Origin of the sequence: Nonomuraea antimicrobica, from assembly GCF_039536965.1 — a bacterium.
Classification (GTDB): domain Bacteria; phylum Actinomycetota; class Actinomycetes; order Streptosporangiales; family Streptosporangiaceae; genus Nonomuraea; species Nonomuraea antimicrobica.
This window is the reverse complement of the sequence record NZ_BAAAZP010000158.1, coordinates 1-19,310: the sequence shown is the minus strand read 5'-3', so window position 1 is coordinate 19,310 and position 19,310 is coordinate 1. Positions and strand designations below refer to the sequence as shown.

Genomic DNA, 19,310 nt, shown 5'->3' with positions numbered 1-19,310 from the left:
TGTCCGGGGGAGGGCGACTTGACCGAGCTGAGCGATCGGACGGCCGAGCTGGTTTCGGCCCATGAACAGGAACGTCCGGCGCGCGAGCTGGGCGGGCCGCTCCGGCTCGGCGTGTGGGTCCTGGGCGGGCTGCTGTCGGCGTACTCGCTGGTGGTGGTGTTCCGGCCGGTCGAGGCGATCGAGCACCGGATGACGTTCCTGGCGGTGGCGTTGCCGCTGGTCTTCCTCTGCTACCGCTCGGGGCTGTCCGCGCCGCTGCGCCGCCTCTTACGCCGCCCCGAAGCAACCCGCCCCGAAGCACACCGGCCCGAACCTGGGCCCGCGCAGGAGGGCGCGCGGCGGGCGGAGTGGCCGAGCGTGGCCGACTGGCTGCTGGCCGCCGCCTCGCTGGCCGTGCTGCTCTACCCGCTGCTCGACATCGACGCCTTCCGCGAGCGGGGCTCGGGCGCGGCGCTGACGGACCTCGACGTGGCGGCGGGCGTGGCGCTGACGGCGCTGCTCCTGGAGGCGGTACGCCGCACCGTCGGCTGGTCGTTCGCCGTCATCTGCGTCGCCTTCCTCGTCTACACCGCGTACGGGTCGTACCTGCCGATCGACTGGAGCATCGGGCACCCGGGCTTCGACCTCAGCCAGATCGTGTCCCAGCTCTACACCGGCACCGAGGGCTTCTTCGGCGTCCCGATGCAGGTGGCCGCCAGCTACATCATCCTGTTCGCCGTCTACGGCGCGGTGCTCGAATACTCGGGCGCGAGCAAGTTCTTCATCGACCTGAGCTTCGCCGCCTTCCGCAGGTCGCGGGCCGCCCCAGGGCGTACGGTCACCACGGCCGGCTTCCTGCTCGGCACCGTGTCGGGCTCGGGCGTGGCCACCACCGTCAGCCTGGGCAGCGTGGCCTGGCCCGTGCTGCGGCAGGCCGGCTACCCGAAGGAGCCGGCCGCGGGCATCCTCGCCGCGGGCGGCATCGGCGCCATCCTGTCGCCGCCCACGCTGGGCGCGGCGGCGTTCATCATCGCCGAGTACCTCGGGGTGAGCTACCTCCAGGTGCTCCTGTACGCGACGATCCCCACGCTGCTCTACTACCTGGGCGTCTTCCTGGCCATCGAGATCGACTCGCGCCGCTTCGGCACCCAGCCCGTGCGGGTGGACGCCCCCGGGGCCGGGCGGCTGCTGCTGCGCTTCGGCTACCACTTCAGCTCGCTGATCCTCATCGTGGTGCTGATGGCGCTGGACCGGTCGGCGTTCCAGTCGGTGGTGATCGCCACCGCGGTCGCGTTCCTGATGTCGTTCCTCGACCCGGCGCACCGGATGGGGCCCAGGCGGGTCGGGCGGGCGCTGGCCAGGGGCACGCTGGAGGTGCTGCCGGTGACCGCGGTGTGCGCGGCGGCGGGCATCATCGTGGGCGCGATCACGCTGACGGGGCTCGGGCAGAAGCTGGCCGACATCATCGTGGACATCGGCGCGGGCAGCCTGATCCTGACGACGGTGATGGCGGCGATCGCGGTGCTGCTGCTGGGCCTGGCCGTGCCGGTGACGGCGAGCTTCATCATCGCCGCCGTCATCATCGGGCCCGCGCTCTTCGACCTCGGGGTGACCAGGCCGGAGGCGTACATGTTCGTCTTCTACTACGCGGTGCTGTCGGAGGTGAGCCCGCCCACGGCGCTGTCCGCGGTCGCGGCGGCGGCCATCACGGGCGGCAACACGTACCGGACGATGATGATGACCTGGCGTTACACGTTGCCGGCGTTCCTGGTGCCGTTCGCCTTCGTGCTGACGCCGAACGGGCAGGCGCTGCTCGGGCAAGGGCCGTTCGGCACCGTGCTGCTGATGACGGCGGTCTCGGCGGTCGCCGTGGCCGCGCTGGCCCTGGCCACCGGCGGGCCGGCCGGCCGGCCGGTGCGGCTGCTGGCGGCGGTGGCCGCGGTGCTGCTGCTGTTCCTCGAACCCGTCCCCATCGTGGCCGGCCTCGCCGTGCTGGCCGTGGCCGGGGCCGTGCACCTCGTCGTCGGACGCAGGAGCCTCAGAAGAAGGAGAAGGGACCCAGCGTGAAGCGGATTCTCACGACAGTCGCCGCCGTCGTCCTGGCCGTGGCGGGGTGCGGCGCGGGCGGCGGCTCGGGCAACCGCATCTCGATCGCCACGGGCGGTACGACGGGCGTCTACTACGTCTACGGCGGCGGCCTGGCCAAGGAGCTGTCGTCCGGCATCGCCAACACCCAGGCGACGGCGTCGGTCACCTCGGCCTCCGTCGAGAACATCAAGCTGCTGGCCTCCGGCAAGGCCCAGCTCGGCTTCTCGCAGGCCGACACGGCCGCCGACGCGGTCAACGGCAAGGACACCTTCACCGCCAAGCAGCCGATCAAGGCCATCGCCCGCATCTACGACAACTACGCCCACCTCGTGGTCTCCCCCGGCGTGGACGCGACCAAGGTCGCCGACCTGAAGGGCAAGCGCGTCTCGCTGGGCCCGGCCAACTCCGGCACCCAGGTCGTGGCCAGGCGCGTGCTGCAGGCGGCCGGGCTCGACCCCGACACCGACGTCACCAAGCAGCAGCTCTCCATCAACGAGGCGGTGCAGGCGGCCAAGGACGGCACCATCGACGCCTTCTTCTGGGTCGGCGGCCTGCCCACGTCCGGCATCACCGACCTGGCCGTGAGCAGGCCCGGCATGAAGCTGCTCGACACCGGCGAGGTGCTGGCGAAGATGCAGTCCACGTACGGCGAGCAGTACGTGGCGCTGAACGTGGACCTGTCCACCTACAAGCTGTCCGGCACGATCCAGACCGTGGGCATCGCGAACGTGCTGCTGGTGCCCGACTCGATGACCGAGCAACTCGCGTACGACATCACCAAGACCCTCTTCGAGAAGAAGTCCGAGCTGTCGGCCGTGCACCCGGAGGCCGAGAAGCTCGACCCGGCGATGGGGCAGCAGGTCGCGCCGGTCGAGCTGCACCCGGGCGCGGCCCGCTACTACCGGGAGAAGGGCTGACTCCACGACCGCCGGGAAGGGTCGCTCCCCGACCGGCCGCGCGGCTGAGCCGGTCGGTCTTGGCGCTCGTGGCGATGGCGGCGCTCGGCTCGGGCGGCGGCGCCGGCCGACTGACCGTGAACGGCCTGCCCGTAGCCGCGGGCCGCTTCGCGATCGGCTACGTGCACTCGATCTACCGCGCGCCCTCGGCGGAGGTGTTCACCGTGGAGGGCGCGCGTTTCACCATGCGGGCGGTGGTCTCGCTGAACGCGGGCGTCCTGGACTACTACGCCCTGGACGGGGAGCGGTCCCGCACGCCCGACGGCGGATGGGTGCTGCGGCTGGCCGAGCCGGCGACGTACCCGGAGCTGTCGCTGCTGACCACCTCGATCGGCCGCAGGACGCTGGTGTCGGGCGGCCGGTGCCTGCCCCTCTACCCGGTCGAGGGCGCCGCCGAGGTTCGCGTGGCGCTGCGGCCCACCCTGGACGTGCGCGGCGAGCCCTGCCCGCCGCCCTACGCGGGCCCCCTTCAGCGGGCCGTGGCAGACGCGCAGGCCGCGCTCACAGCCAGTCCTTCTTCTTGAACACCGAGTAGAGCGCCACGGAGGCCACCGCCACCAGCACCGTGGACATCCAGAAGCCCCACGGGGTCCCCTCACCCGGATAGGGCACGTTCTGGCCGTAGAAGCCGGTGATCATGGTGGGCACGGCGATGATGGCGGCCCAGCTCGTGACCCGTTTCATGATCTCGTTGAGCCGGAACCCCTGCTGGGCCAGGCGGGTCTCGCGGACGTTCGCGAGCATGTCGCGGATGGACTCCAGCCACTCGGTCACCCGCAGGACGTGGTCGTAGACGTCCTCGTAGTACGGCACCATCACCGGGTCGGCGACCACCTCCTGATCGCGCCGGAGCAGGGTGCCGACCACCTCGCGCATGGGGATCGTGATCTTGCGTAGCCTGGTGGTCGTCTTGCGCAGCTCGTACATGGTGCGCTGGAGCTGCCTGCCGTCGTGGACCTGCTCCTCGAACAGCGACTCCTCCAGCGCCTCCGCCTGCCCGTCGAGGTCCTGCACCAGGTCGAACTGGGTGTCCACCACGTAGTCGAGCAACCCGTGCAGCAGGAACGTCACCCCGTGCCCGGCCAGACGGGAGGCGGCGTCCCAGCGCCGGAGCACCTCGCCGATGTCGAAGTGGTCGCTCTCGCGCACGGTGACCAGCGCGTTGGGGGTGACGAACAGGTTCACCTCGACGGGGTCGAGCCGTCCCTCGTCGAAGTGCAGGCCGTAGACGGTGATGAACAGGTGGTTGTCGTAGATGTCCACCTTCGGCCGTTGGTGGTCGGACAGGACATCCTCGACCGCCAGCTCGTGCAGGCCCAGTTCTTCGCTGATCACCCCGAGATCGGCGGGCGACGGGGAGCAGAGATCGAACCAGACCGTGTTGTCGGGATCGCTGACATAGTCGGAGACGTCCGCGATGGGAAAGCCTTCCTTCACGAGGACGCCGTTACGGTACAGACGCGTGTGCACTAGCCGAGTCTGGCAAATCGCCTCGCGTTACGCACCGCCGCGCCCCCGGGATCGTTGTTGAAGTAGACGTAGGCGTCCTGCCAGCCCGCCTCGCGCACCCTGGCCGCCCACGTTCTGAGCGCGCGCTCGCCGTACTCCCAGCCCGCCGTGCCCTCGTGCAGGCGTACGTAACCCCAGTCCGCGGTACGCCAGAACGGCGCCTGCGGCCTGCCCAGCCGGTCGGCCCAGCACAGCGCGGCGGCCCGCGCCAGCAGGACCTCGCGCACCTCCTCGCTCCACCACGACGGGTGCCGCGGCTCGACCGCCACCCTGACGTGCGCGGGGAAGCAGCGAAGGCATCTGTCGAGCAGGCCGGGGTCGCCCTTGAGGGTGGGCGGGAGCTGCAACAGGACCGGGCCGAGCTTGTCCTTCAGCTCGGCGGCGGCGCCCATCAGCCGCGCGACCGGCTCCTCCGGCTCGGCCAGCCGCTTGATGTGGGTGAGGAACCTGCTGGCCTTGACCGCCATCACGAACCCCGGCGGCGTACGGTCGCGCCAGGCGGCGAACGAGGCCGGGCTCGGCAGCCGGTAGAAGGCGTTGTTGCTCTCGACGGTGCGGAACTCGGCGGCGTACGTCTCCAGCCAGAGCCGCATCGGCACGCCCGCCGGATACAGGACCCCGCGCCAGTCCCTGTACTGCCACCCCGAGGTGCCCACCAGCCATGTCATGTCGTTGCGCCTACCCCGCGCGGCCGGGTGCAGTACTGTCCTTGTCGTCACCCGAGGAGGATCTTTCACGCGATGGGCGCCAACCACGCGCACGGCACCGCCGTACCCAGCTCGCGGCGCACGGTGGTGGCCGCTCTGGCCATCCTGACGCCGCTGGCGATCGTCACCCTGGCCGCGCTGGTGTGGCTCTGGCCCGAGGGCGGGAAGCAGGCCCCCGCGGCGCAACCGGGCGTCGAGCGGCTCACCGGCTCGGTCGTGAGCGTCGCGCTCAAACGTTGCCCGGCCGCCCCCGAGGGCTCGCCCAAGCCCGACCCGGCCACCTGCGGCAACGCCGTCGTCAAGGTGGCGGACGGCCCCGAGCTGGGCCAGGACGTCGAGCTGCGGCTGCCCAGCGGCCCGGGGGCCCAGCACTTCGCCGCCGGTGACGACGTGATCCTGCTGCGGGGCGCCGACGGGACGTACCAGATCTCCGACCACGACCGGACGACGCCGCTGTGGTTGTTCGGGGCGGCGTTCGCGCTGGCGGTGATCGCGTTCGGGCGCTGGCGCGGGGTGACGGCGCTGGTGGGGCTGGCGGTCACGTTCGTGCTGCTGCTGACGTTCGTCATCCCCGGCATCCTGGAGGGCCTGTCGCCCATGCTGGTGGCCATCGTGGGGGCGGCGGCCATCATGCTGATGGTGCTCTACCTCACGCACGGCTTCTCGCTGTCCACGTCCGTGGCAGTGCTGGGGACGCTGGCCAGCCTCACGCTGACGGGGCTGCTGTCGTACGGGGCGCTGGGGTTCGCCCAGCTCAACGGGGTCACCGACGACAGCGCGCTGATGCTGGGCATGAGCCTGTCGATCGACACGCGGGGGCTGCTGCTGGCCAGCATCATCATCGGCGCGCTGGGCGTGCTCGACGACGTCACGGTCACGCAGGCGGTGACGGTGGCGGAGCTGGCCCACGCCAACCCGTCCTACGGCTTCACCCGCCTCTACCGGGCGGCCGGGCGCATCGGGCGGGCGCACATCGCCTCGGTGATCAACACGATCATCCTGGCGTACGCGGGGGCGTCGCTGCCGTTGCTGCTGCTGTTCAGCATCGGTGAGCAGCCGCTGAGCCAGGTGCTGACGACGCCGGTCATCGCGCAGGAGATCGTCCGCAGTGTCGTGGGCACGCTGGGGCTGATCGCGGCCGTGCCCATCACCACGGCCCTGGCCGCCTTCACCGCTGCCCGGCAACGGGACGGCGAGGCCCACTCCCACGACGAGCCCGGCTCGCCCGAACAACCCGGCCACGGTGAGCGGTCCGGCCGCCGTGCGCGGACCGGGGCCCGTGAGCGGGTCGGGGCCCGTCTGCGCATCGGCTCCCGTCAGCGCGCCGACTCCGACGAGGAACCCGGCGACTTCTTCGCCCCGCACACGCACGCCGACGACGACTTCTTCACGCCGCTGCCACGTCCAGAGGCGCCCGCGCACCACGAGCCACCGCACCCCGAGCCACCCCATCGGGAGCCACCGCCTCAGGAGTCACCGCTTCGGGAGCCGCAGCCCGAGCGCCCGGCCCGGCACCGCCGCCGCGCTGGCACCTGACAGGCCACCGGGCACGGGCGCCGCTCACTCGACCTCGGCGCTGCCGTCCACGCGCAGCTTGCGGCGGGCGCGCTCGTAGAAGGTGGTGCCCAGCCGCACCACCTTGGCCGCCCCCGGCCAGGCGACGACCGTGACGGTGTCGCCCGGGCACAGGTGACCCATCACGGCCCCGTCGACCTCCACCGCCAGCCGTCCGCTGCTCGGCAGCACCTGGAGCGTCACCTCCTCGTCGGCGGGCAGCACCAGGGCCCGGTTGAACGACGAGTGCGCGGCGGCGGCCACGACCAACACCGCCTCCACCCGGGGGGAGACGATGGGCCCTCCGGCGGAGAAGCTGTAGGCCGTGGACCCGGTGGAGGTGGACACGATGACGGCGTCGGCGGAATATCGCACGAAGGGGCTCCCCGACGGGGTGATGGACACGGCGGCCAGCCCTTCGCCGGGGAAGCGGACGAGCGCGATGTCGTTGAACGCCGTCACCTCGGTCCCCGTGATCCGGCTGCGGATGGCCATGCGCGGCTCGATCGTGTACTCGTGGGCGTCGATCGCCGACAGCGTACGGGGCAGCTCGTCCACGTCGATCTCCGCCAGGAAGCCGAGCTTGCCCAGGTTGACCCCCAGGATGGGCGTCTCCCGCCCGGCCAGCAGTCGCATGGTGCGCAGCATCGTCCCGTCGCCGCCGAGCCCGACCAGCAGGTCGGCCCGCTCCACCAGCTCGGTGGCGTCGACCGGCACGGCGGTGCAGTCGATGCGCCCGACCTCTTCCGGCAGGCCGACCACGGTGGCGCCCTTGGCCGCGGCCCACCGCAGGATGATGTCGATCGCCTTCTTGGAGTCGCGCTGGGGATGCAGCACCAGCCCGACCGTACCGACCATGCCCATGAGCCCACACTAAGCCCCTGGACCGGCCCCCAGAGGTGGCGGGACGCGTCCGGCCGTGTCGCCGATCTCCGATAGCGTCGGTTCATGCGGCTTCATGTGGGATGCGCGATGTGGACGCACGCGCGCTGGCAAGGGCGGCTCCTGCCCGGTCACCTGCCTCAGGGCGAGCGCCTGCGGGCGTACGCGACCTGGTGCGACGCGGTGGAGGGCAACACGACGTTCTACGCCACCCCGTCACGCGCCACGGTCGAGACGTGGGCGGCCCAGACCCCGCCGGACTTCCGTTTCGTGGTCAAGCTGCCCAAGCCGGTCACCCACGAGCACCGCCTGGCGGGGGGTGAGGCGGAGCTGGGCGCGTTCCTGGACGCGATCGAGCCGCTGGGGCCGCGGGTGCACGCGCTCTGGGTGCAGCTCCCCGGCTCGTTCGCCCCCTCCGACGTGGGCGTCCTGGCCGCCTTCCTGCGGCGGCTGCCGCGCGGGCACAGCTACGCCGTCGAGGTCCGCCACCGCGCGTTCTTCGAGGACGAGCGCTCCGAACGCCTCCTCGAACGGGTCCTGGCGCCCGTGGCGGCCGAATGGGTGCCGTTCGACACGACGGTGATGTTCGCCAGCCCGCCGACCAGCGACGCCGAGCGTGACGCGTGGACGAAGAAGCCGCGCGTGCCGCGCCGCTCCCGCGCGCTGACCGGCCGTCCGATCGTGCGCTACCTGGGCCGCGACGACGAGCGGCGCACGGTCGAGGGCTGGCGGCCCTGGGTGGAGACGGCCGCGGAGTGGCTGCGCGAGGGCCGTTCCCCGACCGTGTTCATCCACACGCCCGACAACGCCGACGCGCCGCTCCTGGCCCGCCGCTTCCACGACGAGGTACGCGCCCGCGTCCCCGGCCTGGCCCCGCTCCCCGACCCGATGCCGGACGACGAGCCGCTGACGCTCTTCTGACGGCTCCGGCTTCTGACGGCTCCGGCCCCTCAGCGGACGAGACAGGGCCGTTTCGGGTCGAACTCCCACCCCGCCACCAGAGATCGCATGGCGACGGAGTCGTCACGGGCGCCCAGGCCGTGCCTCAGATACAGCTCGTGGGCCGCGGCCAGGGCGTCGCGGTCCAGCTCGACCCCGAGGCCGGGCGTCGTCGGCACCTCGATCGCCCCACCGGTGATCCGGAAAGGCTCGGTGGTCAGCGCCTGCCCGTCCTGCCAGATCCAGTGCGTGTCCAGCGCCGTGATCTCGCCCGGCGCGGCGGCCCCGACGTGCGTGAACATGGCGAGCGAGATGTCGAAGTGGTTGTTGGAGTGCGACCCCCACGTCAGCCCGAAGTCGTGACAGAGCTGGGCCACGCGGACCGACCCGGCCATGGTCCAGAAGTGCGGGTCGGCGAGCGGGATGTCCACGGCGTCGGCGCGTACGGCGTGCGCCAGCTCCCGCCAGTCGGTGGCGATCATGTTGGTCGCGGTCGGCAGCCCGGTCGCCCGCCTGAACTCGGCCATGGTCTCGCGTCCGGAGAAGCGGCCCTCGGCGCCGCACGGGTCCTCGGCGTAGGCCAGGACGCCGCCGAGCCCTCGGCACAGCCGTACGGCGTCGGCCAGCGGCCAGCAGCCGTTGGGGTCGAGCGTGACGCGGGCCCCGGGAAAGCGGCGGGCCAGCGCCCTGACCGCCTCGACCTCCTCCTCTCCGGCCAGCACGCCGCCCTTGAGCTTGAAGTCGGTGAAGCCGTAGCGCTCCTGCGCGGCCTCGGCCAGCGCCACCACGGCGTCCGGCGTGAGCGCCTCGCGGCGGCGCAGCCGGGACCAGCGGTCGTCGCCGCCGTCGTCCACGAGGTAGGACAGGCCGGTCCGGCCGGCGTCGCCGACGTAGAACAGGTAGCCCAGCATCGGCACCCGGTCGCGGCGGCGGCCCTCGCCGAGCAGGTCGGCCACGGGCAGGCCGAGATACCGGCCGTGCAGGTCGAGCAGCGCGGACTCCAGCCCGGTGACGGCGTGCACGGTGGTACGCAGGTCGAACGTCTGCGCGCCGCGTCCTGCGGCGTCCCTGGCGGCGTAGCGCTCGGCCACCGAGCGCAGCAGGGTGCGGTAGCCGGCCACGGGCCGCCCGGTCAGCAGCGCGCCCGCCTCCTCGACGGTCCGCCTGATGGGCTCACCGCCGGGCACCTCGCCCAGGCCGGTACGCCCGTCGGAGTCGGTGACGATGACGACGTTGCGGGTGAAGAACGGCCCGTGGGCGCCGCTGAGGTTGAGCAGCATGCTGTCGTACCCGGCGACGGGGACGACCTCCACGCGGTCGACGGTGGGAGACACGGCGCCACCCCTAGCTGATCTTGTGGATGAGGGCCGTCAGCTCGGCCAGCTCGCCTTCGGTCAGGTCCTGCAGCGGCGGGCGGACGGGACCGGCCGGGCGGCCGACGGCGGCCAGGCCCGCCTTGATGATCGACACAGCGTACCCCTTCGTACGGTCGCGGATGTCCAGGTACGGGACCACGAACTCGCGGATGCGCCGGTAGACGGCCTCGCGGTCCTGGGCCCGGACGTCGGCGTAGAAGTCGAGCGCGTACCGCGGCACGAAGTTGAAGATCGCCGAGGAGTACGTGCTCATGCCGAGCTGGAGCAGCGGCAGCGCGAACGTCTCGGCCGTGGGCAGGCCGCCGACGTAGGCCAGGCGGTCGCCGACGGCGGCGTAGATGCGGGTGAGGTGCTCGATGTTGCCGACGCCGTCCTTGAAGCCGACGAGCGTCTCGTTCCGCTCGGCCAGCTCCGCCACCGAGCGGTCGGTGAGCACGGCGTTGGCCCGGCTGTAGACGATCACTCCCAGGCCGGTGGCGCGGCAGACCGCGGAGACGTGCTCGACCAGGCCCTGTTGACCGGCTTCCGTGAGGTAGGGGGGCATCAGCAGCAGGCCGTCGGCCCCGGCGTCGGCGGCGGCCTCGGCCTGCGCCACGGCGACCGCGGTGCCGCCGGTGGCCGGGGCCACGACCGGGACCCTGCCGTCCACCTCGTCGACCGCCACGCGGACCACCCGGTCGATCTCGGCAGGGGTCAGCGAGAAGCCCTCGCCGGTGCCTCCGGCGGCGAACAGCCCGGCCACGGGGTAGCCGCTCAACCAGGACAGGTGCTCGCGGTAGCCCGCCTCGTCGAACTCCAGGTCATCGGTGAAGTGGGTGACGGGGAACGACAACAAGCCGCTCTTGAGCTGTGTGGCCAGCTCCTGCGGGGCGTAACGGGGCATGGGGCTGACGCTCCTCGCTTCAGGTGCGGCCGTGAGGGTCTCCCGTACCGCCGGTGGGTCTGAGACCGCCAGGCTAGGAAGGAGCGGCGATTCCTGTCCAAGTGCGTTTTTGTATCCGGCGATGCCGATCGAGCATCACGCCTCCAGGTCGGGCAGCAGCTCCAGGACCCGGCCGAGCGCGGGGTTGGTCGAGGTGTGGTCCCAGATGACGTGCAGCTCGACGGGTTCGCCCGCGACGGCCCTGCCGTCCGGGTGGCCGTCGAGGTGATCGCCGCCGCCCCTGACGAGGTCGCAGAAGGCGACGCCGTGCACGCCGAGCGAGCGCGCGCTGGCGGGCGCCAGCGCCACCCCCCGGCCGGCCGCCACCAGCAGCACGGCGGTGAGGATCTGGTGCACCTGCTGCTCGATGCGCGGGTGGGCGTTGGTGAGGAAGCGGACGGTCAGCTCGTGGAAGTAGCGCGACTGGACCGGGTTGTAGCTGATCACCGGCAGTCCGTCGAAGTCGTCGGGGGCGAGCGGGCGGCCCAGACCGGCCAGGCGGTGACCGGCGGGCACCACGGCGCACAGCGGCTCGCGGAACACGACGCGCGAGTCGAGGGTGGCGATGTCGAACGGCGGGCGGGCCAGGCCGAGATCGAGCTCGCCGCGCAGCAGGCCGTCGACCTGCCCGGCGGTCACCCGTTCGTGGAGGATGACGTCGATCTCGGGCAGCCGTTCGGACAACCGCCGCAGCAGCGTGCCGAGCATGCTGATGGCCGAGACCGCGGTGAAGCCCAGCCGTACGGTGCCCGCCGCGCCGCTGGCGATGCGCCGCGCCCGGTCACCGGCGGTGTCGACGAGGGAGAGCATGCGCCGGGCGTCCTCCAGGAAGCCGCGCCCGGCGTCGGTGAGCACCACGTGCCGGTTGTCGCGTTCCAGGAGGGTCACGCCGACCACGCGCTCCAGCTTCTGGATGTGCCGGCTGAGCGGGGGCTGGGTCATGCTCAGCCGATCAGCCGCGCGACCGAAGTGCAGCTCCTCCGCAACAGCGACAAATGCCCGGATTTGATCGAGTGTTAGCATGATGCGCAAAGAGTATCACTCGATACCGAAATGACCTTGGACAGGCATCAAGGCAGGTCCCTAGTCTCCGGAGAACTACAGAGCGGAAACCGTGCCGTAACACTACGCGACTCCTCCGCTGCACCAGAGATCCACGGGCGGCCTCCCCCGCCCGCACGAAGGAGCAGTCAATGCCGACATCTCGGACAGCCCCCCGCCGTGTCCTCCTGGGTGTCGCCGGCGCAGCGGCCGCGATCGCGCTGACCGCGTGCGGCGGCGTCAAGACGACCTCCTCCGGCGGCGGCGACGGCGACTATCCGTCGGGCAACATCGAGTTCAGCGTCGGCGCCTCCGCGGGCGGCTCCACCGACCTCATCACGCGGGCGCTGGCCCAGGGCATGGGCAAGCAGCTCGGCGTCTCCGCCCCCGTGCTCAACAAGCCCGGAGCCAACGGCGCGCTCAACGCCAAGGAGCTCCAGTCGGCCAAGCCCGACGGCTACAAGATCGCCGTGCAGAACGCCTCGCTCTTCACGATCACGCCGCTCACGGTGTCGCCCGCCGAGGCCACGAAGATCGACTCGTTCGACGTCATCACCGGCGTCTCGCGCGACGACTACGTCATGGCGACCAACACCCGGTCCGGCTACACGTCCATCGAGGACATGAAGAAGGCCGGCAAGACCATCCGGTACGGCACCACCGGCGTCGGCACCGGCGCCCAGCTCGCCTCCGCGCTGACGTTCAAGACCGCCGGGATCGAGGCCACCGCCGTGCCGTTCGACGGCGGCGCCCCCAACCTGACCGCGCTGCTCGGCAACCAGGTGGACGTCTCCACCATGCAGATCGGCGAGGCCATCGAGAACATCGAGGCCGGCAAGCTCGTCCCGCTCGCCGTCTTCTCCGAGCAGCGCATCCCCTACCTGCCCGACGTGAAGACGGCCAAGGAGCAGGGCTTCGACGTGCTGGTCACCCAGTACCGCTTCCTGACCGCGCCCAAGGGCACGCCGGAGAGCGTCAAGGCCAAGCTGCTGGACGTGGCCAGGAAGACGTTCGCCACACCGGAGTACAAGAAGTTCAACGAGGACAACTCGCTCACCCCCATGGAGGTCTCCCCGCAGGAGGTCCTCACGGCCCTGCGGAACGACGCCACCACCTACCAGGCGCAGCTCGGCAAGTTCGGCATCAGCCTGGCCGGCTGACCGCGGCCCGCGCCCGCCACGAAGGAGTGTGCATGTCCATCCCCGAACCCACCCCCGCCAGCCCGTCCGGCGACGGGACGGACGCGGCCCGGCCGCCGCACGCCGGGCCGGTCTCGCAGGTCGCGGCGGCCGTGGTGGCGCTGGCGGTCGGCGTCTGCGGCGCGATCGGCTCGTACGCGCTCGGGCTCGGACGGCTCACCCAGCCGGGGCCCGGCCTGTGGCCGTTCGCCGTCAGCGTCGTCATCGTCGTCCTGTCGGCCGCGCTCGTCGCCACGGGCCGCGGCCTGACCGACTCGGAACGGTTCTCCCGGTCGAGCCTGCTCACCGCGGCCGGCCTGGTGAGCCTCGTGCTGCTCGCCGCGCTGCTGCCGCTGATCGGCTTCGAGATCCCCTCGCTGCTGCTCATGTTCGTCTGGCTGCGCTGGCTGGGCGGGGAGTCGTGGCGCTCCGCCGTCATCGTCAGCGTCGCCTCCGTGGCGGCGTTCTACCTGCTGTTCGTGGTGCTGCTGCAGGTGCCGCTCCCCCACCTCGTCTGAGAAACCTCGTCTGAGAAACCTCGTCTGAGAAAGTCGCATGGACATCTCCCCGATCCTCAACGGCTTCGGCGTCGTCCTCGAGCCGACCAACCTGCTCTACTGCCTCATCGGCGTCGTCATCGGCATGCTCATCGGCGTGCTGCCCGGCCTCGGGCCCGGCGCGACGATCGCCATCCTGCTGCCGATCACGTACGGCATCGGGCCGGTGTCCGCGATCATCATGCTGGCCGGCATCTTCTACGGCGCCCAGTACGGCGGCACGATCACCTCTGTCCTGCTCCGCCTGCCCGGCGAGGCGTCCTCGGTGGTGACCGTCTTCGACGGCTTCGCCCTGGCCAGACAGGGCAGGGCGGGCACCGCGCTGGGCATCGCGGCCATCGGCTCGTTCATCGGCGGCACGGTCTCGATACTCGGCCTGACGCTGGTCGCGCCGGTCGTGGCCGGGTTCGCGCTCGACTTCGGGCCGCCCGAGTACGCCGCCCTGGGCATCCTCGGCGTGCTGCTGATCTCGTCGGTCGGCAACGGCAACAGGCTCAAGGCCGTCATCGCGGCCTGCGTCGGGCTGCTGATCGCGACCGTCGGTCGCGACACGTTCACCAGCGCGGAACGCTTCACCTTCGGCAGCCTCAACCTCGCCGAGGGCATCGACTTCATCCCGATCGCCATGGGCCTGTTCGGCCTGAGCGAGATCCTGCACAACCTGGAGCAGCGGCACAAGGCGGTGCACTCCCCCGTCGAGGTCGGCGACGTCTGGCCCTCCCGCAAGGACCTCGGGCAGGCCAAGGGCGCGATCGGGCGCGGCTCGCTCGTCGGGTTCGTGCTCGGCGTGCTGCCGGGCGGCGGGGCGGTGCTGTCGTCGCTGGCCGCGTACGCGCTGGAGAAGCGGCGGGCCAAGCGGCCCGAGCGCTTCGGCCGGGGCGCGATCGAGGGCGTGGCCGCGCCGGAGACGGCCAACAACGCCGCCGCCACCTCGTCGTTCATCCCGCTGCTCACGCTGGGCATCCCGGCGAACGCGACGATGGCCCTGATGTTCGGCGCGCTGCTGATCCAGGGCATCCAGCCGGGCCCGCAACTGGTCACCGAGCACCCGGACGTGTTCTGGGGCGTGGTCAACTCGATGTACCTCGGCAACATCCTGCTGCTGATCATGAGCGTCCCGATGGTCGGGCTGTTCGTGAAGATCCTGCGGGTCCGTCCGGCGATCCTGGCGCCGATCACGGTGCTCATCACGCTGCTGGGCGCGTACACGGTGAACAACCAGATCTACGACGTCTTCCTGGTGATCGCGTTCGGCCTGCTGGGGTACCTGATGAAGAAGTTCGGCTTCGAGCCGGGGCCGCTCGTGCTGGCGTTCGTGCTCGGCTCGATGATCGAGAACTCGGCGCGGCAGTCGCTGCTGATCTTCGGCGGCGACCCGACCGGCTTCCTCACCCGGCCCATCTCGGGCACGGTGCTCGCCCTGGTCGTGCTCGTGGCCGTGTGGCCGCTGATCCGCGCGGCCCTGCGCCGCAGGACGTCCGCCCCTGCTTCCGACCCCGTGGAGGAGAAGATCTCATGACCGTCGCGGCCGGGCGGGTCAGCCGGGTCACCGTCACCCCCGTCGCCTTCCGCGACCCGCCCCTGCTCAATGTGGTCGGCGTCCACCAGCCGTACGTCCTGCGCGCGATCGTCCAGGTCCACACCGACGAGGGCCTCGTGGGACTCGGCGAGACGTACGCCGACCGGGCCCACCTCGGCCGGCTGGAGGCGGTGGCCGCGGCCCTGCCCGGCGCGGACGTCTTCGACCTCAACGCCCTGCGCCGCGTCGTGGTCGAGACCCTGGGCGCCTCGACGGGCGGGGCGGGCGCGAGCTTCGGCGGCATGCTGGAGGTCTCCAGCGCCGTGGACACCGTGGTGGCGCCCTTCGAGGTGGCGCTGCTCGACCTGCAGGGCAGGGCGCTGGGGCGGCCGGTGAGCGACCTGCTGGGCGGGGCGGTACGCGGGCGGGTGCCGTACTCGGCGTACCTGTTCTACAAGTGGGCGGGCCACCCCGGGCACGACGACGACACGTGGGGCGAGGGCCGCACGCCCGAGCAGATGGTCGCCCAGGCGCGGCGGATGGTCTCGGAGTACGGCTTCACCGCCATCAAGCTCAAGGGCGGCGTGCACCCGCCCGAGCACGAGATCGAGACCGTCGAGGCCCTGGCCGCGGCCTTCCCCGGGCACGCGCTGCGCCTCGACCCGAACGGCGCCTGGACGGTCGAGACCGCGATCGGGGTGGCCGACCGGCTCGCGGGCGTCCTGGAGTACCTGGAGGACCCGACCCCCGGCATCGACGGCATGGCGGCGCTCTCCCGGCACACCGGCCTCCCGCTGGCCACCAACATGTGCGTCATCGCCTTCGAGCATCTCAAGCCCGCGGTCGCCGCCGACGCCGTGCAGGTGGTGCTCTCGGACCACCACCTGTGGGGCGGCCTGCGCCGCTCGGCGCTGCTCGGGGGCATCTGCGAGACGTTCGGCCTGGGGCTGTCGATGCACTCCAACTCCCACCTCGGGGTCAGCCTGGCGGCCATGACCCATCTGGCCGCCACCACCCCGAACCTCACCTACGCCTGCGACACGCACTACCCGTGGAAGACGGAGGAGGTCGTCAAGCCGGGGGTGCTGGAGTTCCGCGAGGGCGGCGTGGCCGTGCCGACCGGCCCGGGGCTCGGCGTCGAACTGGACGAGGACGCGCTGGCCGCCCTGCACGAGCAGTACGTGAGGTGCGGGCAGCGGGGGCGGGAGGACACGGCGTACATGCGTACGGTCGTGCCCGCCTTCACCCCCAACACGGCCCGCTGGTGACCACCCGCGCCGCCCGGCCCCGGTCCACCGGCCTTACCCGCGCCGCAGGCAACCGGTCACGCACCCCGAATTCAGGTGCACGACGAGCCGGCGATCCGCCACCCTGTCCGCCATGACCTTGAGAACGATGACCGAGCCCCCGGCCGGCGTGCTCGCGGCCTTCCGCCTCACGGGGGCGGTGCACCCGCTCGCGGGCGGCCAGGGACAGAGCTTCCGAGCCGGGAACGCGGTCCTGAAGCCGGTCGACGACGCGGAAGAGGCCGAATGGTCCGCGGAGGTGTTCGCGGGTCTGGCGCCCTCGGCGGAGTTCCGAGTCCCCCAGCCCTGTCGCGCGGACGACGGAAGCCATGTCGTGGCCGGGTGGGCGGCGTACGAGTTCGTGGCGGGCCGGGCAGGGCCGGCCGGTGAGTGGGCGACGCTGATAGCCGCTGGCCGGGCTTTTCACCAGGCGTTGCGTCACCTGCCCCGGCCCGGCCTGCTCGACCGGCGCCGGCATCCCTGGGCGGTGGCCGACCGCATCGCGTGGGACGAGATCGGCCCGGTGGCATTGGCTCACACCGACGGGCTGCTGACGACGTTGCGGGCGCTCAAGCGTCCCGTGGACACACCGAGTCAGCTCGTGCACGGGGATCTGACGGGGAATGTGCTGCTGCAGTCCGGGCAGCCGCCCGCCGTGATCGACTTCTCGCCCTATTGGCGGCCCGTCGGGTACGCCGAAGCCATAGTCGTCGCCGACGGCCTCCTCTACCACGACGCGGCCCCAGCACTCATCAACAGCACGCTGCCCAGCCACGACGGGCTTCAGATGCTGGTCAGGGCCCTGATCTTCCGGCTGTCCACATCGGCTCTCCTCGAAGGCCCAGGCAAGACCATCCCTCAGGAGGAACTGACCCGCTTCGCCCGTGTCACCGGCCTGCTGAAAGAACGATTTCCCGCAGACGCCGACACCGGCACCTGATCGGCAGCGACGGGAATCATCAGAGAGGCGTCAGGACCATGAGGATCTCGTCCCGGTCGTCACCTGGCGCCAGGCGGAGGACGCCGGGGCGGCGGCCGATCTCCTCGAAGCCCATACCGCCGTAGAAGTGCTCCAGGCCCATCCCGGACCGGGCGGCGAGGTGAAGTTGTTCCAGAGCCATGTCCGCACGGGCGATCTGACGGGCGTGATCCATCAGGGCAGACCCGACGCCGCGTCCCCGGAAGGCGGGGTGCGACTGGACGTGGTGCAACGTGCCCCAGTGCGCGACGAGCGGATGGGGATCGCGACGGACGTTCAGCCAGCCCGCCAGGACGCCGTCGACCATGGCCAGGACCAGGCGGCTGCGGTCGGGATGCAGACCCGCGAAGAGCCGCTCGGCGGCCGGGCCGACCTCGTCCGCGGTCACCGGCGGGAACGGAAACCCCACGGCCCCACCGGCATTGCTCACCTCGACCCAGCAGTCGATCAGCTCACGCGACAACTCGGCGTCGATCTGGTCCCGGTGCCAGAACTGGCGCAACTCAGGGGCATTCTTGCTCGTCATGGCATGGATTGTCGCAAATGACCCCGACAAGACGCGGTCGCAGGTGTGCTCGTACGCGGGCTGGCGGTGGACGACTTCGCCGACGTCCTGAGCGCCCCCGAGCGCCGCGGCTAAGGGGCTTGGAGGCGGGCGCGGGAGTTGGACAGGTGCAGCCGCATCGCCGCCCGCGCCGCCGCCGCGTCCTGGTCGGCGATGGCCCGGTAGATGTTCTCGTGCTCCAGCGTCACCCGGGTGAAGTGGGAGGCGTCGGTGACCGTGTAGACGTGCTCCAGCCGCGTACGCGGCAGCATGATCATCATCGGCCCCAGCGACGCCAGCAGGTCCGAGTAGAACCGGTTCCCCGACGCCAGCGCGACCTTGAGGTGGAACTCGAAGTCGGCCTCGACGGCGTTCGCGGGCAGCCCGCGAACGCCGGTGCCCCCCAGGTCGACCAGTGCCCGTTCAACGGCCTTGAGCTGCGGCTCGGTACGCCGCTCCGCCGCCAGCCCGGCCGCCTCCGACTCGACCCCGATTCGGAAGTCGATCATGTCGAGGACGTCGCGATGCGTACGGACCTGCGCCGCCTCCACCGAGAAGGCCGTGGAAGGCGGCAGGGCGAGCACGAAGGAGCCGCGCCCCTGGAAGGTCTCGACCAGCCCTGCCGCCTGCAGGCGTGAGACGGCCTCGCGCACGACCGTACGGCTGACGCCGAACTCCTGGATGAGCGAGGACTCCGTCGGCAGCCTCTGGCCGGGCGCGATCTCCCCGGCCAGGATGCGCGCCTTGAGCCGCTCGACCAGCTCGTACGCGAGCCCGCGCCCGGTGTCACGGTCGAGCTTGCGGTTCGGCGGCACGGGGTCTGGCGGCACGGGGCACAATCTACCGGCCACCGGCCGGGAACTCGACGTGGTCGAGCCGCCAGGCCCCCGCCCGTTCGGAGAGCGTGAGGCCGAGCCCCGGCCGGTCGGGCACGAGCATGCGCCCGTCCTCGATCGCGAGCCGTTCCTCGAACAGCGGCGAGAGCCACTCGATGTGCTCGACCCAGGAGTCACGCGGGTGGGCGGCGGCCAGGTGCACGTGGATCTCCATCACGAAGTGCGGCGCGACCGCCAGGTGGGCGTGGTCGGCCAGCGCGGCGACCCTGAGGTACGGGGTGATGCCGCCGACGCGGGGGGCGTCCGGCTGGATGATGTCGGCGGCGCGGGCCTCGATGAGCCGTACGTGCTCGGCGACGCTCGTGAGCATCTCCCCGGTGGCGATAGGCGTGTCGAGCGCGGCGGCGAGCTGCGCGTGCCCCTCGGCGTCATAGGCGTCCAACGGCTCCTCGATCCAC

The 19,310-nt window shown here is 71.6% G+C and carries 19 protein-coding genes; 10 read left to right on the top strand and 9 right to left on the bottom strand.

All coding sequences use genetic code 11. From position 1 onward, the window contains the following. Positions 1 to 18 precede the first annotated feature (18 nt). The 3 genes from ABD844_RS38845 to ABD844_RS38835 all read left to right on the top strand — a co-directional run bounded on the left by ABD844_RS38845 (position 19) and on the right by ABD844_RS38835 (position 3,547). The gene (locus tag ABD844_RS38845; protein ID WP_344889721.1) at positions 19 to 2,046 is read left to right on the top strand and encodes a TRAP transporter permease; all 2,028 of its coding nucleotides are present in this window, start codon (positions 19 to 21) and stop codon (positions 2,044 to 2,046) included. Next, on the top strand, positions 2,043 to 2,984 hold the full coding sequence (locus ABD844_RS38840; protein WP_344889720.1) for a TAXI family TRAP transporter solute-binding subunit: 942 nt from the start codon (positions 2,043 to 2,045) through the stop codon (positions 2,982 to 2,984). The genes ABD844_RS38845 and ABD844_RS38840 overlap by 4 nt, the downstream gene beginning before the upstream one ends. 68 nt (positions 2,985 to 3,052) lie before the next feature. Continuing rightward, entirely contained in the window at positions 3,053 to 3,547 is a 495-nt protein-coding gene (locus ABD844_RS38835; RefSeq protein WP_344889752.1) for a DUF1850 domain-containing protein, read from the top strand. On the opposite strand, the gene ABD844_RS38830 is transcribed toward ABD844_RS38835, so the two are convergent. Further along, positions 3,525 to 4,493 (bottom strand): magnesium transporter CorA family protein, encoded by a 969-nt coding sequence (locus ABD844_RS38830; protein WP_344889717.1) that lies wholly within the window; start codon positions 4,491 to 4,493, stop codon positions 3,525 to 3,527. The two genes, ABD844_RS38835 and ABD844_RS38830, sit on opposite strands and share 23 nt — an antisense overlap. Then, positions 4,493 to 5,200: a DUF72 domain-containing protein gene (locus ABD844_RS38825; RefSeq protein WP_344889714.1), complete on the bottom strand. Its 708-nt coding sequence runs from the start codon at positions 5,198 to 5,200 to the stop codon at positions 4,493 to 4,495. The genes ABD844_RS38830 and ABD844_RS38825 overlap by 1 nt, the downstream gene beginning before the upstream one ends. A 72-nt stretch (positions 5,201 to 5,272) precedes the next feature. On the opposite strand from ABD844_RS38825, the gene ABD844_RS38820 reads away from it, so the two are divergent. Further along, on the top strand, positions 5,273 to 6,775 hold the full coding sequence (locus ABD844_RS38820; RefSeq protein WP_344889712.1) for a YibE/F family protein: 1,503 nt from the start codon (positions 5,273 to 5,275) through the stop codon (positions 6,773 to 6,775). A 24-nt stretch (positions 6,776 to 6,799) separates the two neighbouring features. Here ABD844_RS38820 and ABD844_RS38815 read toward each other — a convergent pair whose 3' ends face one another. Continuing rightward, complete coding sequence (locus ABD844_RS38815; protein ID WP_344889709.1) at positions 6,800 to 7,657, bottom strand: NAD(+)/NADH kinase; 858 nt, start codon at positions 7,655 to 7,657, stop codon at positions 6,800 to 6,802. Positions 7,658 to 7,741: 84 nt separating this feature from the next. Here ABD844_RS38815 and ABD844_RS38810 point away from each other — a divergent pair, with 84 nt between their 5' ends. Next, complete coding sequence (locus tag ABD844_RS38810; RefSeq protein WP_344889706.1) at positions 7,742 to 8,596, top strand: DUF72 domain-containing protein; 855 nt, start codon at positions 7,742 to 7,744, stop codon at positions 8,594 to 8,596. Positions 8,597 to 8,625: 29 nt separating this feature from the next. Here the strand turns inward: ABD844_RS38810 and ABD844_RS38805 are convergent, their stop codons facing one another. The 3 genes from ABD844_RS38805 to ABD844_RS38795 form a co-directional block, all read right to left on the bottom strand. Further along, positions 8,626 to 9,948: an enolase C-terminal domain-like protein gene (locus ABD844_RS38805; protein WP_344889704.1), complete on the bottom strand. Its 1,323-nt coding sequence runs from the start codon at positions 9,946 to 9,948 to the stop codon at positions 8,626 to 8,628. A 10-nt stretch (positions 9,949 to 9,958) separates the two neighbouring features. Further along, positions 9,959 to 10,873, bottom strand: coding sequence for a 5-dehydro-4-deoxyglucarate dehydratase (gene kdgD, locus ABD844_RS38800; RefSeq protein WP_344889701.1), 915 nt, complete (start codon positions 10,871 to 10,873; stop codon positions 9,959 to 9,961). A 135-nt stretch (positions 10,874 to 11,008) separates the two neighbouring features. Beyond that, on the bottom strand, positions 11,009 to 11,935 hold the full coding sequence (locus tag ABD844_RS38795) for a LysR substrate-binding domain-containing protein (RefSeq protein WP_344889699.1): 927 nt from the start codon (positions 11,933 to 11,935) through the stop codon (positions 11,009 to 11,011). A gap of 170 nt (positions 11,936 to 12,105) precedes the next feature. On the opposite strand from ABD844_RS38795, the gene ABD844_RS38790 reads away from it, so the two are divergent. The 5 genes from ABD844_RS38790 (at position 12,106) to ABD844_RS38770 (ending at position 17,433) form a co-directional block, all read left to right on the top strand. Further along, positions 12,106 to 13,113, top strand: a complete 1,008-nt coding sequence (locus ABD844_RS38790; RefSeq protein ID WP_344889696.1) for a tripartite tricarboxylate transporter substrate binding protein — start codon at positions 12,106 to 12,108, stop codon at positions 13,111 to 13,113. Positions 13,114 to 13,145: 32 nt separating this feature from the next. After that, entirely contained in the window at positions 13,146 to 13,649 is a 504-nt protein-coding gene (locus ABD844_RS38785; protein WP_344889694.1) for a tripartite tricarboxylate transporter TctB family protein, read from the top strand. A 37-nt stretch (positions 13,650 to 13,686) separates the two neighbouring features. After that, positions 13,687 to 15,207 carry a tripartite tricarboxylate transporter permease gene (locus ABD844_RS38780; RefSeq protein WP_344889691.1) on the top strand — a complete coding sequence of 507 codons (1,521 nt, stop codon included), beginning with the start codon at positions 13,687 to 13,689 and terminating at the stop codon, positions 15,205 to 15,207. After that, on the top strand, positions 15,204 to 16,475 hold the full coding sequence (locus ABD844_RS38775; protein ID WP_344889688.1) for a glucarate dehydratase family protein: 1,272 nt from the start codon (positions 15,204 to 15,206) through the stop codon (positions 16,473 to 16,475). The genes ABD844_RS38780 and ABD844_RS38775 overlap by 4 nt, the downstream gene beginning before the upstream one ends. A 112-nt stretch (positions 16,476 to 16,587) precedes the next feature. Beyond that, positions 16,588 to 17,433 (top strand): TIGR02569 family protein, encoded by an 846-nt coding sequence (locus ABD844_RS38770; protein ID WP_344889686.1) that lies wholly within the window; start codon positions 16,588 to 16,590, stop codon positions 17,431 to 17,433. A 19-nt stretch (positions 17,434 to 17,452) separates the two neighbouring features. Here the strand turns inward: ABD844_RS38770 and ABD844_RS38765 are convergent, their stop codons facing one another. The 3 genes from ABD844_RS38765 to ABD844_RS38755 form a co-directional block, all read right to left on the bottom strand. After that, entirely contained in the window at positions 17,453 to 17,998 is a 546-nt protein-coding gene (locus ABD844_RS38765) for a GNAT family N-acetyltransferase (protein WP_344889683.1), read from the bottom strand. Between the two features lie 110 nt (positions 17,999 to 18,108). After that, complete coding sequence (locus tag ABD844_RS38760; protein WP_344889681.1) at positions 18,109 to 18,846, bottom strand: FadR/GntR family transcriptional regulator; 738 nt, start codon at positions 18,844 to 18,846, stop codon at positions 18,109 to 18,111. Positions 18,847 to 18,856: 10 nt separating this feature from the next. Further along, on the bottom strand, positions 18,857 to 19,310 hold a 454-nt coding region (locus tag ABD844_RS38755), incomplete at its 5' end, for an enolase C-terminal domain-like protein (protein ID WP_344889678.1).

Excerpts from the sequence above, each read along its gene's own strand:
- ABD844_RS38785 (WP_344889694.1), top strand. The coding sequence starts at position 13,146 with ATGTCCATCCCCGAACCCACCCCCGCCAGCCCGTCCGGCGACGGGACG.
- ABD844_RS38810 (WP_344889706.1), top strand. The coding sequence starts at position 7,742 with ATGCGGCTTCATGTGGGATGCGCGATGTGGACGCACGCGCGCTGGCAA.
- ABD844_RS38775 (WP_344889688.1), top strand. The coding sequence starts at position 15,204 with ATGACCGTCGCGGCCGGGCGGGTCAGCCGGGTCACCGTCACCCCCGTC.
- ABD844_RS38790 (WP_344889696.1), top strand. The coding sequence starts at position 12,106 with ATGCCGACATCTCGGACAGCCCCCCGCCGTGTCCTCCTGGGTGTCGCC.
- ABD844_RS38825 (WP_344889714.1), bottom strand. The coding sequence starts at position 5,200 with ATGACATGGCTGGTGGGCACCTCGGGGTGGCAGTACAGGGACTGGCGC.
- ABD844_RS38820 (WP_344889712.1), top strand. The coding sequence starts at position 5,273 with ATGGGCGCCAACCACGCGCACGGCACCGCCGTACCCAGCTCGCGGCGC.
- kdgD (WP_344889701.1), bottom strand. The coding sequence starts at position 10,873 with ATGCCCCGTTACGCCCCGCAGGAGCTGGCCACACAGCTCAAGAGCGGC.
- ABD844_RS38770 (WP_344889686.1), top strand. The coding sequence starts at position 16,588 with ATGACCTTGAGAACGATGACCGAGCCCCCGGCCGGCGTGCTCGCGGCC.
- ABD844_RS38815 (WP_344889709.1), bottom strand. The coding sequence starts at position 7,657 with ATGGGCATGGTCGGTACGGTCGGGCTGGTGCTGCATCCCCAGCGCGAC.
- ABD844_RS38795 (WP_344889699.1), bottom strand. The coding sequence starts at position 11,935 with ATGCTAACACTCGATCAAATCCGGGCATTTGTCGCTGTTGCGGAGGAG.
- ABD844_RS38765 (WP_344889683.1), bottom strand. The coding sequence starts at position 17,998 with ATGACGAGCAAGAATGCCCCTGAGTTGCGCCAGTTCTGGCACCGGGAC.
- ABD844_RS38780 (WP_344889691.1), top strand. The coding sequence starts at position 13,687 with ATGGACATCTCCCCGATCCTCAACGGCTTCGGCGTCGTCCTCGAGCCG.